At 43.3% G+C, this 13,885-nt stretch carries 14 protein-coding genes and 1 riboswitch; of the genes, 11 read left to right on the plus strand and 3 right to left on the minus strand.

Translation table 11 applies throughout. The annotated features are described in order from the left end of the window. Window positions 1-177: 177 nt before the first annotated feature. Window positions 178-1,095 carry a proline dehydrogenase family protein gene (locus B5X77_RS08450; RefSeq protein ID WP_079507045.1) on the plus strand — a complete coding sequence of 306 codons (918 nt, stop codon included), beginning with the start codon at window positions 178-180 and terminating at the stop codon, window positions 1,093-1,095. 158 nt (window positions 1,096-1,253) lie between these two features. On the opposite strand, the gene B5X77_RS08455 is transcribed toward B5X77_RS08450, so the two are convergent. Then, the gene (locus B5X77_RS08455) at window positions 1,254-1,385 is read right to left on the minus strand and encodes a YuzL family protein (RefSeq protein ID WP_079507049.1); all 132 of its coding nucleotides are present in this window, start codon (window positions 1,383-1,385) and stop codon (window positions 1,254-1,256) included. Window positions 1,386-1,678: 293 nt separating this feature from the next. On the opposite strand from B5X77_RS08455, the gene B5X77_RS08460 reads away from it, so the two are divergent. The 8 genes from B5X77_RS08460 to B5X77_RS08495 all read left to right on the plus strand — a co-directional run bounded on the left by B5X77_RS08460 (window position 1,679) and on the right by B5X77_RS08495 (window position 9,377). Beyond that, a complete protein-coding gene (locus B5X77_RS08460) occupies window positions 1,679-4,060 on the plus strand; it encodes a 3-hydroxyacyl-CoA dehydrogenase/enoyl-CoA hydratase family protein (RefSeq protein WP_079507648.1) in 2,382 nt (793 codons plus the stop codon). Window positions 4,061-4,117: 57 nt separating this feature from the next. Beyond that, on the plus strand, window positions 4,118-5,293 hold the full coding sequence (locus B5X77_RS08465) for an acetyl-CoA C-acetyltransferase (RefSeq protein WP_079507051.1): 1,176 nt from the start codon (window positions 4,118-4,120) through the stop codon (window positions 5,291-5,293). Window positions 5,294-5,351: 58 nt separating this feature from the next. Then, the gene (locus B5X77_RS08470) at window positions 5,352-7,136 is read left to right on the plus strand and encodes an acyl-CoA dehydrogenase family protein (protein ID WP_079507053.1); all 1,785 of its coding nucleotides are present in this window, start codon (window positions 5,352-5,354) and stop codon (window positions 7,134-7,136) included. Window positions 7,137-7,332: 196 nt separating this feature from the next. After that, window positions 7,333-7,689, plus strand: coding sequence for an arsenate reductase family protein (locus tag B5X77_RS08475; RefSeq protein ID WP_079507055.1), 357 nt, complete (start codon window positions 7,333-7,335; stop codon window positions 7,687-7,689). A 53-nt stretch (window positions 7,690-7,742) separates the two neighbouring features. Then, window positions 7,743-8,123, plus strand: coding sequence for a glycine cleavage system protein GcvH (gcvH, locus tag B5X77_RS08480; protein WP_079507057.1), 381 nt, complete (start codon window positions 7,743-7,745; stop codon window positions 8,121-8,123). A gap of 38 nt (window positions 8,124-8,161) precedes the next feature. Next, window positions 8,162-8,494 carry a YusG family protein gene (locus B5X77_RS08485; protein ID WP_257391755.1) on the plus strand — a complete coding sequence of 111 codons (333 nt, stop codon included), beginning with the start codon at window positions 8,162-8,164 and terminating at the stop codon, window positions 8,492-8,494. A gap of 202 nt (window positions 8,495-8,696) precedes the next feature. After that, on the plus strand, window positions 8,697-9,053 hold the full coding sequence (locus B5X77_RS08490; RefSeq protein ID WP_079507059.1) for a toprim domain-containing protein: 357 nt from the start codon (window positions 8,697-8,699) through the stop codon (window positions 9,051-9,053). Between the two features lie 6 nt (window positions 9,054-9,059). Further along, on the plus strand, window positions 9,060-9,377 hold the full coding sequence (locus B5X77_RS08495) for a thioredoxin family protein (RefSeq protein WP_079507061.1): 318 nt from the start codon (window positions 9,060-9,062) through the stop codon (window positions 9,375-9,377). A gap of 114 nt (window positions 9,378-9,491) precedes the next feature. Here the strand turns inward: B5X77_RS08495 and B5X77_RS08500 are convergent, their stop codons facing one another. Further along, window positions 9,492-10,850, minus strand: a complete 1,359-nt coding sequence (locus tag B5X77_RS08500) for an IS1182 family transposase (protein WP_079505720.1) — start codon at window positions 10,848-10,850, stop codon at window positions 9,492-9,494. Window positions 10,851-11,219: 369 nt separating this feature from the next. Then, entirely contained in the window at window positions 11,220-11,726 is a 507-nt protein-coding gene (locus tag B5X77_RS23010; RefSeq protein WP_139378323.1) for a hypothetical protein, read from the minus strand. A 116-nt stretch (window positions 11,727-11,842) separates the two neighbouring features. Here B5X77_RS23010 and B5X77_RS08510 point away from each other — a divergent pair, with 116 nt between their 5' ends. Continuing rightward, entirely contained in the window at window positions 11,843-13,108 is a 1,266-nt protein-coding gene (locus tag B5X77_RS08510) for an MFS transporter (RefSeq protein ID WP_079507063.1), read from the plus strand. 182 nt (window positions 13,109-13,290) lie between these two features. Further along, the gene (locus tag B5X77_RS08515; protein ID WP_079507065.1) at window positions 13,291-13,632 is read left to right on the plus strand and encodes a hypothetical protein; all 342 of its coding nucleotides are present in this window, start codon (window positions 13,291-13,293) and stop codon (window positions 13,630-13,632) included. A gap of 92 nt (window positions 13,633-13,724) precedes the next feature. After that, a riboswitch (SAM riboswitch) is annotated at window positions 13,725-13,827 on the plus strand. Window positions 13,828-13,885 lie beyond the last annotated feature (58 nt).

A 13,885-nucleotide genomic window follows, 5' to 3' on the forward strand; every position in this document is an offset into this window, starting at 1 on the left:
TCTTTCCCGGGGGGAATTAAAGTATGCAAGACAGGATTCGTCAAAAAAGAACATTTTCGTACAAAAGTAATATTCAAAGCTGTAAAAAAGTGATAAAATGATTTTGCAAAATATATATAGATGAAGCAATTTTTTTAAAGAGATTTGTATACGTTTTCATTAAGGGGAGGAAAAGCTATGGAACAATTAATGAGGAACTTCTTTCTTTTTCTATCGAAAAATAAATTCTTTACCAAAATGGCAAAGCGATACGGCCTTCGATTAGGAGCGAAACGCTTTGTTTCAGGCGAAACGGTCGAACAGGCAGTGGAAGTCATCAAGGAACTTAATCATAAGAACCTTGCAGCAACTGTCGACTATCTTGGCGAATTCGTGGACAATGAAAGAGAAGCAAACGAAAGAGCTGAAAGTTCAATTGCGATGATAAAAGCGATTGGCCGTGAAAAATTGGATGCGCAGTTAAGTGTCAAGATGACATCGCTCGGTTTTGACATTTCTGAAAAAGTCGTCATGAACAATATGCGCAGAATCATGGATACAGCCAAAGAAAATAATGTGTTTGTGACCATCGATATGGAGGATTACGAACGCTGCCAGAAGACGCTGGATATTTTCAAGCAGCTTAAGTCTGAATACGATAATATCGGCACGGTCATTCAGGCCTACTTGTACAGGACAGAAAAAGATATCGAGGATCTGAATCAATATTCTCCTAATCTCCGTCTAGTAAAGGGAGCTTATAAAGAGTCACCGGAAGTAGCTTTCCCTGAGAAAAAGGATGTCGATGAAAACTTCAAGAAAATCATCAAGATGCATCTGATGAATGGGAATTATACTGCAGTTGCCTCACACGATGACAATATCATCAACTTCACAAAGGAATTTGCAAAAGCAAATAATATCCCGAAAAGCCAGTTCGAGTTCCAGATGCTATTTGGAATCATGCCGGAAAGGCAGCTCCAGCTTGCGGAGGAAGGCTATACAATGCGTGTTTATGTGCCTTTCGGAACAGACTGGTACGGCTATTTCATGCGCCGCCTTGCAGAACGCCCTGCAAACGTAGCATTTGTTTTAAAAGGAATGCTGAAAAAATAAACTTAAGGCTGACGAATGTCAGCCTGTTTTTTATTCTAATCCAGCATCCAGCGCCAAGCCCCTCGAGAGGCTTCTGCCCTGCCAATGAGTTCATACAACGACTTCACTCAGGACTCCTGCGCTTGTCGGGGCTGAACGAGGCGCTTCCGCTTTTTGTTTTATTTTTTGTACTGACTGTTCTGGCTGTTTTGCTTTCTTTCCCCGCCCTGTCCCATTGAAGGGCCGGCATTTCCTTTCACACTTGCAGCGCTGACACCAGCTTTTGAAGGATCCTTTTTTAATCTTGCCATGATATGACCTCCATCTTATTTAATTATTGAAAAGTGAAAGCTCTAACGTCTGATGCTTCTGCTTTCCATTGAACAGCGGTTAGCCACCGCTTTTTTAGGGTGCCCAAGTCGAAAAAAATAAGCAGAACGGGTAAAGATTCAAAAAATTTTATTTTTTCCGCAGCTTATTATTGCGCAAATTTTTTAAATATTTTATAGTAGTAATTAACAGAGCTCATTTATATGCATATTTTTTTTGATGCAAAAATGAATGAGTATTCATTCAAAAAGAGTCAAAGGGGGAGACAAATTTGATGCGACAAATTCAAAAGGCAGCGGTGCTTGGTTCAGGTGTCATGGGATCAGGAATTGCCGCACATCTGGCAAACATCGGAATCCCGACATTGCTGCTGGATATTGTACCTCGGGAATTAACGGAACAGGAAAAGGCAAAAGGCCTGACACTCGATGATAAGCAGGTGCGCAACCGGATCAGTGCAGGGTCACTCCAAAAATTACTGAAGCAGAAACCAGCACCTTTGGCCTCCAAGAAGAATCTTGCTTTGATTGAAGCGGGAAATTTTGAAGATGATATGCAAAAGCTCAAGGATGTTGACTGGGTTATAGAAGTCGTAGTTGAGAACCTTGACATCAAAAAGAAAGTTTTCACTGATGTAGATAAATACCGCAAGCAGGGAAGCATCATCAGTTCCAATACGTCCGGAATTTCAGTAGAGGCAATGGCTGAAGGACGTTCCGATGATTTCCGTAAACACTTCCTGGGAACACATTTCTTCAATCCGCCTCGCTATCTGAAGCTGCTTGAAGTAATCCCTACGAAAGATACAGATCCGGGTGTCCTTGCATTCGTAAAGCAGTTCGGCGAAGACCGGCTTGGAAAGGGTGTCGTTGAAGCGAAGGATACACCGAACTTCATTGCTAACAGGATCGGAACTTATGGATTGCTGGTAACCGTAAGGGAAATGGTGAAAGGCGGCTACAGTGTTGGTGAGGTTGATTCAGTTACCGGCCCGATGATTGGACGCCCTAAGAGTGCAACCTTCCGTACCTTAGATGTTGTCGGACTTGATACTTTCGCGCATGTTGCGAAAAATGTCTATGACCAGGTTGAAGGAGAAGAAAAGGAAGTTTTCGAAGTACCTCAATTTATGAAGAAAATGCTTGAGAATGGCTGGCTTGGCAGCAAGTCAGGTCAGGGCTTCTTCCTGAAGCAGGGCAAGGAAATCCTTGAACTTGACCCTGCAACACTTGAATACGGTCCACGCAAGAAATTAAAGACAGCGTCAACTGAAATGGCCAAACAGGAAAAAGGCCTGGCCAATAAAATGAAAGCGCTTGTTTATTCAAAGGACCGGGCTGGCGAGCTGTTATGGAATATTTTCAGTCCAGTACTTATTTACTCAGCTGACCTTATGGGCACGATTGCTGACGACATCGTTGCGGTTGACCGTGCAATGAAATGGGGCTTCGGCTGGGAAATGGGTCCATTTGAAGCATGGGATGCACTTGGTGTTGAAAAAGCGATTAGCAAAATGGAAGCAGAAGGCAAGACTGTCCCTGCATGGGTAAAAGAAATGGTCGAAAAAGGCTTCACTTCATTCTACAAAGAAGAGGAGGGCAAGCTGAGCTATTACCATAATGGGGAATACGTTTCGATAGAGGAAAATCCAAAGGCGATCAACCTGAAGCTTTTGAAAAAGCAAAAGGGTGTCATTAAAAAGAATGGCGGCGCCAGCCTGATCGACCTTGGAGACGGCATTGCGCTTCTGGAATTCCATTCTCACAGCAACTCAATCGGACCTGATATCCTGCAGATGATCAATTTCGCGATTGACGAAGTCGAAAAGAACTTCAAGGGTCTGGTTATCGGAAACCAGGGCAAGAACTTCTCAGTTGGTGCGAATCTGGCCATGATTCTTATGGAGGCACAAGACGATAACATTTGGGATCTTGATATGGTCGTTCGCCAATTCCAGCAGACGACTATGAGAATTAAATACAGCTCCAAACCAATAGTGGCTGCTCCTTTTGGAATGACACTTGGCGGCGGGGCCGAAATGTGCTTGCCGGCAGCCCAAATCCAGGCTTCGATGGAAACGTACATGGGACTTGTTGAAGCGGGCGTAGGTCTCATCCCTGGCGGAGGCGGAAACAAGGAGCTATACATCAAGCATCTTGAAGGCCTGCCAAAAGGCATCGATTTTGATCTGCAAAAGGTTGCGAACAAAGTATTCGAAACAATCGCGATGGCGAAAGTGTCTACTTCAGGCGAAGAAGCCAGAGAAAATAACTTCCTGAATGAAGCAGATGGCATCAGTGTCAACAGCGATCATTTGCTATATGACGCAAAACAGGCTGCCTTGAATTTATATGAAAGCGGTTATAAGGCACCTGTGAGAAAGAAAGTCCCTGTAACTGGCGAACCGGGATATGCAACCTTGCTTCTAGGTGCTCAAACCATGCATCTGTCAGGTTACATTTCTGAGCATGACCTGAAAATCGCCAAGAAACTTGCTTATGTTATCTCCGGCGGCAAAGTGCCATACGGAACAGAAGTAGATGAGCAATATTTGCTTGACCTTGAAAGAGAAGCGTTCCTTAGCCTGGTGGCTGAACCGAAATCACAGCAGCGTATGCAGCATATGCTCGTAAGAGGCAAGCCATTGCGCAACTAATAGATTGATAGTTTCAGTGAAATACATTTTAACATCCGAGGAAAGAGAGGGAATGAGATGAGAGAAGCGGTAATCGTAGCCGGAGCCCGGACACCGGTCGGAAAAGCAAAAAAAGGAACTCTTGCTAACGTTCGGCCCGATGATCTTGGAGCTCTTGTAGTAAGAGAAACCCTTAAAAGAGCAGGGAATTATGAAGGGAATATTGATGATTTAATCATCGGCTGTGCAATGCCGGAAGCAGAGCAGGGCTTGAATATGGCGCGTAATATTGGTGCACTTGCTGGATTGTCACACGAAGTACCTGCAATTACCATCAACCGTTATTGTTCATCTGGCCTTCAGGCTATTGCCAATGCATCCGAAAGAATCATGCTTGGCCACGCGGATACCATCATCGCAGGAGGAGCAGAGTCAATGAGCCTGGTACCGATGATGGGTCATGTGGTCCGCCCTAACTCGAAGCTGGCAGAGACAGCTCCGCAATATTATATGGGAATGGGCCATACAGCAGAGGAAGTTGCCAAAAAGTACGGCATCTCCCGCGAAGAGCAGGATGCATTTGCAGTCAGAAGTCATCAGCGCGCCGCAAAGGCTATTCAGGAGGGCAAATTCGATGAAGAAATCGTGCCTGTCGATGTAACTCTCCGTTCAGTAGGGAAAGACAACAAGCTTGTCGAAAAGACCATTCAATTCAAACAGGATGAAGGCGTGCGGCCTGATACGAATATTGAAACTCTTGCGAAACTTCGCCCGGCTTTCAATATTAAAGGCACAGTTACTGCCGGAAACTCTTCTCAAACAAGTGACGGTGCAGCTGCTGTCATGGTCATGGACCGCGAAAAAGCAGAATCTCTTGGATTAAAGCCGCTTGCCAAGTTCAGGTCATTCGCACTTGGCGGCGTACCGCCGGAAATTATGGGAATCGGTCCTGTAGTAGCCATTCCTAAAGCTTTGAAACTTGCAGGCCTTCAGGTTTCTGATATTGGTGTATTCGAACTGAATGAAGCATTCGCTTCACAATCAATCCAGGTAATCCATGAGCTCGCCCTCGACGAAGATAAAGTCAATGTAAACGGCGGAGCAATTGCTTTAGGCCACCCGCTGGGAACGACTGGTGCGAAGCTTACTTTGACAGTCATCCACGAAATGAAACGAAGAAACGAGCAATTTGGCGTAGTCACAATGTGTATCGGCGGCGGCATGGGTGCTGCCGGAGTGTTTGAATTATTATAAACCAAATAACTGGAGGGGATCTGCTTCCCCTCCCAAAAATAGATAGGAGGAAAAATCAATGAGTAACCAAACAGAAAAGCTTGTAAAAGGCGGAAGCTTCTTAATCGAAGATGTGTCATATGACCATGTTTTCACTCCAGAGGATTACACTGATGAGCATAAAATGATCGCAAAAACGACTGAGGATTTCGTAACAAATGAAGTATTGCCTCAGGTTGAATACATCGAACAGCATGAATTTGACCGCACGGTTAAACTATTGAAAGAAGCGGGAGAACTTGGCCTTCTTGGAGCGGATGTTCCTGAAGAATATGGCGGGCTGAGTCTGGATAAAATCAGTTCAGCTTTGATCGCTGAAAAAATGGCAGTAGCAGGCGGCTTCTCCATTTCACATGGCGCCCACGTGGGAATTGGTTCACTGCCGATCGTGCTTTTCGGAAATGAAGACCAAAAGCAAAAATATCTTCCTGCTTTAGCTACAGGTGAAAAGCTTGCTGCATACGCACTCACTGAGCCGGGGTCAGGTTCAGATGCTTTAGGTGCAAAAACCACAGCGAAGCTGAACGCTGAAGGAACTCACTACGTTCTTAATGGCGAAAAGCAATGGATCACAAATGCTGGCTTCGCAGATGTATTCGTCGTTTACGCTAAAATTGATGGTGAACAGTTCACAGCCTTCATCGTAGAAAGAGAATACCCTGGTGTATCAGTGGGAGCCGAAGAAAAGAAAATGGGTATCAAGAGTTCATCTACACGTACCTTGATCCTTGAGGATGCTCAAGTTCCAGTAGAAAACCTTTTGGGTGAAGCAGGAAAAGGCCATTTGATCGCCTTCAATATCCTGAACATCGGACGTTATAAGTTAGGTGTGGGTGCTACTGGCGGAGCCAAGCAAGCATTCGGACTGACTGTGAAGTATGCTAATCAGCGCCAGCAGTTCAAAACACCGATATCCCAGTTCAACCTTACTAAAGAGAAGCTGGCGACAATGGCATCTAAAATTTATGCAACTGAAAGTTCAGTTTATCGTACAGTAGGTTTATTTGAAGAAAGAATGAACCAGCTGACTGAGGAAGAAATCAACAACGGTAAAGCCGTTGCTGATTCAATTGCAGAGTACGCGATCGAATGCTCCATGAATAAAGTTTTCGCGACTGAAACACTTGATTACGTGGTCGATGAAGGCGTACAGATCCACGGTGGTTACGGATTCATGCAAGAATACGAAATTGAAAGAGCATACCGTGATTCAAGGATTAACCGTATTTTCGAGGGCACGAATGAAATCAACCGCTTGTTGGTTCCAGGAACATTCCTCCGCAAAGCAATGAAGGGCGAACTGCCTTTACTGCAAAAAGCACAGCAGCTTCAGGAAGAGCTAATGATGCTAATGCCAGAGGAGCCAGGCGATGAGCCTCTTGCACAGGAAAAGTACCTCGTTAAAAACGCGAAGAAAATCGGCTTGCTGGCAGCTGGATTGGCTGCACAGAAGTTCGGAAAAGCTTTGGAAAAAGAGCAGGAGATCCTTGTTAACATTGCGGATATCATCTCAAATGCATATTCCATGGAATCTGCAGTGCTACGTACTGAAAAAGCAATCGCTAAGGATGGAGTGGAAAAGAGCAAGCAAAAGCTTCTATACACTCAAATCTTCTGCCAGGAAGCATTCAATGAAATCGAGCGTGACGCTAAGGAAACACTTGTGGCAACAGAAGAAGGCGATGCTCTTCGTATGCTGACTTCCGCTTTGCGCAAGTTCACAAGACATACTCCGATCAATGTCATCGCGAAAAAGCGTCAAGCTGCTGAAAAGCTGATTGAAGCAGAACGTTTTGTCGTATAATAGTGTGACGTCAACACTCCTCTCCGTATCGGGAGGGGTGTTTTTTTCAATATAGGAAGGATTTTTGCAAACTTTGTTGAAATTAATAAAAGGATGTTAAATTCGGGCGCTGAATGATAGTAATTCACCTCCTTAATATGTTACTATCCGTTTAGAGGGATGAATAAATGGGATACTAGCAAAGGGTGGTGAGAATATGGAAAAGACGTTTTATTGGTACCCTAAATGTGGTACATGCAGGAATGCAAAGAAATGGCTGGACCAGCATGAAGTGGCCTATAAAGAAGTACATATTGTTGAAAATCCGCCATCCCAACCACAGCTTGAAGAGATGCTTGAGAAAAGCGGACTTGAGATCAAGAAATTTTTCAATACCAGCGGCCAAAAGTATCGAGAGCTTGGGATGAAAGATAAAATCAAGACAGCATCCAATAGTGAGTTGCTGGAACTCCTGGCATCTGACGGTATGCTCATCAAACGTCCTCTGATGACTGATGGCGAAAAGGTAACCGTTGGCTTCAAAGAAGACGAGTATGAAAAGGCCTGGCTGTAATTTTGGTCCCATCGATATTAATCGATAGAGATATACAATTGGAGGGATAGTCAATGAATACACCAAAAGATTTGCGTTATTCTGCGGAACACGAATGGGTAAAAGTTGAAGGAGAAAAGGTTCGTATTGGCATTACTGATTTTGCACAATCAGAGCTTGGCGACATCGTGTTCGTCGAACTTCCAGAAGTGGGAGACGAAATCACGCTTGATCAGCCTTTCGGAAGTGTTGAATCAGTTAAAACAGTTTCCGAACTATATGCCCCAGTAAGCGGCAAAGTAGTGGAAATCAACGAAGAGCTGAACGACAGTCCGGAATTCGTTAACGAATCTCCATATGAAAAAGCGTGGATGATTACAGTTGAACTATCAGACAGCAGTGAAGTAGAAAAACTTATGACATCTGAGAAATACGAAGAAATGATTAAAGAATAAGACCCGACAGCGCCTTGAGCAATCAAGGCGTTTTAATTTTGCTCTTTGTAAAACTCCTTCATTTTTCCATCACTTCATTCCATCAGTTCGGACAAACTAATGTTAACGACTATTTAAAAAGGGTGAAAATCATGACACTGAACCAGCAAAAACTTGATGTCACAGACAGGGTGACAGGAAAACTGGAGAATGGACAGATTCAGCTTTACATCGAGAATGAACCTATTGGACAAATCAAGCTTCCTGAAGACATCAAGCTGGAACTGGAGCATCACTACGTAGCAGAACAGAATAAGATTTACCAGCATGTATCAGTGCCTGACCAATCAGAGGCTCGGTACACTGATTGTGACGAAGGCGGCTGGTGTTAACAAGCATGAACAGCGGCCAGCCAAGCCGCTGTTTTTATTTTCACCCTAAACCGGTCTCACATTGACCAGGTTCACTATAGACTTAATCTTTGCAATCTTTCCCATAAAAAGTAACAATAGATTTATACAAGTTAAACAGCACAATTTATTTAATAATGTTTATAATGATGTAAAGCAATTATTTTCTGGTGCATAGGTGGTTATGGCGATGGACGAAAATCACAAGGTGATCATAGTAGAGGGTTCGTCAGATAAAAAGAAAGTACAGACCGTGCTAAAGGAACCTGTGGAAATCATTTGTACGAATGGTACGATTGGCGTTTCAAAGCTTGATGAGCTGATTGATTCGCTTTTTGATAAAGATGTTTATATCCTGGTGGATGCAGATGCATCAGGGGAAAAGCTGAGGAAGCAATTCAAAAGGGAATTTCCTGAAGCAAGCCATCTATACATTGACAGAATGTACCGGGAAGTGGCGACAGCACCGGAAAATCATCTTGCTACAGTTCTAATCGGAGCAAATATAGATGTTCATGCAGAGTACTTAGAAAAAGGATGACTGTAGATGGAAGACTGGTCCAAAACAGATATCGAAGCATTTAGTGAAGAAAAGCAAACAGGGTATCTATACTTTTATACACCCATGTGCGGAACATGTCAGGTAGCCAGCAAAATGCTGTCGGTAGTGGAACAGCTCCTGCCTGACCTGCCATCCGGGAAAGCCGACTTGAACTACCTTCCAGAAATGGCAGAACGATTTGAAATTGAAAGTGTCCCATGTCTGATTGTCTTTAGTGATGGAGAGATACAAGAAAAGATCTATGCCTTTCAATCTGTTCCGTATCTATTTGAAAAACTGAAAGAATTGAGTGAACAATTATAAACGGCATTGCCGTTTCAGTTTGTAGACAAAAGGGATTCGGAATGCTCTCATTCCGAACCCCTTTTTGGATCTCATCGGATTTTTCAAAGGAAATAGACTCTATTTGCTATACTTTTAGGCCATTTTTGGACTTCTCCATGTCCAGTTGGCCATCTTCTTCAGGTTCAAGGCAGCGAAAGTAAGCATCGCCTGCATCGACAATTTTTTAAGCCCCCTCAGGGTTGTCCAACGCATGCCATGCTTTTCTTTTGCATCTGCGAATACACGCTCAATGGTTTCCTTGCGCTTCGCATAGATTTGTTTTACTTCTGGTGTATGCCTTAAGTGATCCGCCTCTTCCACATACTCCTGCCAGATATGGCGCGTTACCACCTTTTGGTGGTCTTTGCTTTCTGTGCATTGCCCTAAAAACGGGCAGGTTGCGCAGATCTGTTTGGGGGATTTATATTCACGATATCCCTCTTTCGTTGTGGTCGAATACTTTAGGACCTCACCGGCAGGACACAAGTAACAGTCGAAAAATTCGTCATACACATATTCATATTTGCGGAAAAAGCCATCCTTCGTCCGTGGTCGGGTATAAGGCAAAGCAGGGGTCATTTCGTTTTCCATCAGAAACTTCGTAATAGCTGGAGTTTTATAGGCTGCATCTGCCGCAACGGCATTAGGCTTTCCAACTTTCTCTATCACTTGTTCTACCATTGGCTCAAGGATCAGGCTGTCATGCGTATTCCCAGGTGTCACGATGGTTCCCAAAACAAATCCATTCCGATCTGATGCCGCATGGAAAGAGTAGGCAAACTGCTTTGTTCGCTCGTCCTTGACGTAGTATCCACTCTCAGGATCGGTCGTGCTTTCCTTGATTTCCTTCGTTTCTTCCTTCTCGAATTTATCGGGAGGAAAAGGTTTCTTCCCGTGGTCTTCTCGATCCTGATTGATCTCTTCCTGGAGTTTCTCTTGATACACCCGTGTTTCCTTTCGCACCACTTTCTTCTGGAATTTATTCTTATTCGCACTTGCTTTTACATGGGTTGAATCAATAAAGACATGTTCAGCACTAATAAGTTTCTTATCCGCTGCGGTCTTAAGAATTCGATAGAAGATCTGTTCAAACAAATCGGTGTCTTTAAAACGGCGTTCGTAATTCTTCCCGAAGGTGGAGAAATGGGGCACTTTATCATGGAATCCATAACCCAAAAACCAGCGGTAGGCCATGTTCGTTTCTACTTCGGCAATGGTCTGGCGCATGGAGCGGATGCCAAAGGTATATTGAATGAAGCTGAGCTTAATTAGAATCACAGGGTCAATGCTTGGGCGACCTACTTCGGAATACACATCCTTCACCAAATCATAGATGAAAGAAAAATCAAGGGCTGCTTCCATCTTACGGACTAAATGGTCCTGAGGAACCAGTTGGTCTAAAGCAACCATCTCTAATTGATCTCGTTGGATTGGATTATTTTTCGAAAGCATCTTCATCACCTCAAGCGTTATATGTATCTATTTTAAAAGAGACTTATGGTTAGTTCCACACTAAGTTGAGGAATCCTGTTGATTGAAGTGGAAGGCGCGTAGACTCCTGCGGGATCAGACGGACAGGTGAGACCCCGCAGACGCCAACGGCGGCGAGGAGGCTCAGCGCCGGCCCCGCGGAAAGCGAAGCGCCTGGAACGGAAATCAACGGCCCCATTCCAGCACAAACCAAAAAGACTGTAGACAAGCTCGATCTCCATCAAGTTTGTCTACAGTCTGAAACGGCATTGCCGTTTTTTTTTTTGTCTGAATAAGGCCAATTAGTGCCTATAAATTCTTTAGAAAATGCCGGTCCTATATAGAAAGAATCTAAAGCCTAAATGATGGTGAAGCGCCTAAAAAGGTCACATAGAAAGAATCTATAAGCCCAAATGATGGTGAAGTGTCTAAAAAGGTCACATAGAAGGAATCTATAAGCCCAAATGATGGTGAAGCGCCTAAAAAGGTCACATAGAAAGATTCTATAAGCCCAAATGATGGTGAAGCGCCTAAAAAGGTCACATAGAAAGAATCTATAAGCCCAAATGATGGTGAAGTGCCTAAAAAGGTCACATAGAAAGAATCTATAAGCCCGAATGATGATGAAGTGTCTAAAAAGGTCACATAGAAGGAATCTATAAGCCCAAATGATGATGAAGTGTCTAAAAAGGTCACATAGAAGGAATCTATAAGCCCATATGATGATGAAGTGCCTAAAAAGGTCACATAGAACCATTCTATAGGCCATGATTGAGGTTTTGAGCCCAAAAGGTCACATAAAATCATTCTATAGGCCTTAATTGAAGCTGTTGAGCCCAAAAGGTCACATAGAACCATTCTATTGGCCCTAAGTGAGTCTGTTGAACCTAAAAGGTCCCATAGAAAACATTTACATTTCGTGCCGCATACACTATATTTAGAGTATCGAAATAAACGAGGGGCGAAATAATATAATGGCTCTTTATCAGGAATGGGCAAACCAAATTAAAAGCTACAATCGAAACATAAAATTGACCTTTCTGGCAAATATCCTCACGCAAATCGGACTGGGGATTTTTATGGTGATCTATAATTTTTACATACGAGAACTGGGATTCAATGAGCTGGTAAATGGCAAAGTGATCTCGATGACAGCTCTCGCGACAGCTCTCGTGCTCATTCCAGCTGGGATTTTAAGTGACAGGGCCGGCAGAAAAAAGTTAATGCTGTTTGGAGCTGTATCTACGGGTCTTATTCTATTTACAAGGAGCATGGTTGATACTCAAGCTTTATTGATTTTTTTTGCTTTTGGAACTGGTTTGGCGTCCGCTTTCATTCAGGTGTCCATCATTCCGTGGCTGGCGGAAAACTCCCTTCCCGAACAACGTGTTCATCTTTTTAGCATTCATTTTGCGGCAATGACGGCAGCTAATGTTGTGGGAAGTCTTTTGGGCGGAGTTCTTACGGACTTGTTCTCTATATCACTTCCTGCATTAGACAGTATCCGCTATACACTGATAGTCGGTTCAGGATTGTTTTTGTCCGCCCTTCTTCCTATTTCCCGGTTAAGAGAGGTTCGGAGAGGAAAACAGGAAAACGGAAAGCTGATGGAAATTAAAAAAGGCATTATAAACAAAGCTAGCTTTAAAATCATTCTGCTATTTGCCGTGGCGCAGCTGATGATTGGCTTTGGAGCAGGATTAGTCATTCCCTACTTGAATCTCTACTTTGCCGACAGATTCATGGCATCAAATTCACTTATCGGTCTTGTCATTTCGCTTGGACAGGGAGCAACGGCATTAGCGATGATTATTGGGCCAATCGTTGTCCGCAGGCTTGGTGAAGTCAGGGCGGTAGTGGTTTTACAAATGCTTTCCCTTCCATTTCTGCTGCTAACTGCTTACACTCAACATTTTTGGCTGGCCGCACTGGGTTTTTTATTTAGGCAGGCACTTATGAACGCTGGCAACCCGATTCAAATGTCATTAATGATGTCGAAGGTTGATGATTCGATGAAAGGATTGGCCAACTCTGTGAATCAAATGGTATTTAATCTGGGATGGGCGGTCATGGGTCCAGTCTCGACTGGTATCGTCTTGAAATACGGTTCGTATTGGGGATATGCATCCGTATTCACGATCACCGCGGGCCTTTATTTAGTGGGATCAACCTACTTTTATCTTGTATTCAGGAGGATGGATAAAACAAAATCCGTCATCGCGTCCACTAAAACCGCTTAATCACTGTATTTCTTTGGATATATTTCTCGGGAAATGAAAGACAATGGCGAATTATCATCCGGCATTGTCTTTTTTTATGTTTGTTATGGTGATAAATGTTTTTATTCAAAGTATTTGTCGAAGGATTACAACAGGTTATTCCCTTGCGAAAAAGAATATGTAAGGTAAGGGAGTTGAATGTCATGCGGGAAGATATGAATTATTTTTCGAATGTGATCGGTGAGAAGACTCATATACTGCAATTGATCAAAAAGCTTGACCTTTGCTTGAAATTACAGATGGAACAAGAAGTGGAATACCTTTCATTCAAGGGAGGAAATGTCGAACCTCTTAATAGTAATATCCATTCGCAATTTCAAATTACGATCAGAGGAAATGCTGAATACCTTGCACAGCTGTTCAGAGGAGAATGCAAACTAAGACAAGGGGTCAGGTGGGGCTATTTTACAATAGAAGATGCGCCGTTTAGAGATTTGCTGCTTCTAGAGTCCATATTCTATCTTGCAAGACCGATATCTGCTTAAAATTTTATCTGAAAACTCAAAATATATTGACCTATTTCATCAAATGGTGATATTATCACTTTAACGCAATAAAAAACAAACCAAACTGAATATTCTTATCCAGAGAGGCGGAGGGACTGGCCCTGTGAAGCCCGGCAACCGGTTTGTAAACACGGTGCTAATTCCTGCAGAGTATTAACTCTGAAAAGATAAGGAGAGATGATAAATGGCCCTCTTCTTAAGAAGAGGGTTTTTTGTATCACCTTTCCATTAA

The organism is Mesobacillus jeotgali (genome assembly GCF_900166585.1).
Taxonomy (GTDB): domain Bacteria; phylum Bacillota; class Bacilli; order Bacillales; family Cytobacillaceae; genus Mesobacillus; species Mesobacillus jeotgali_A.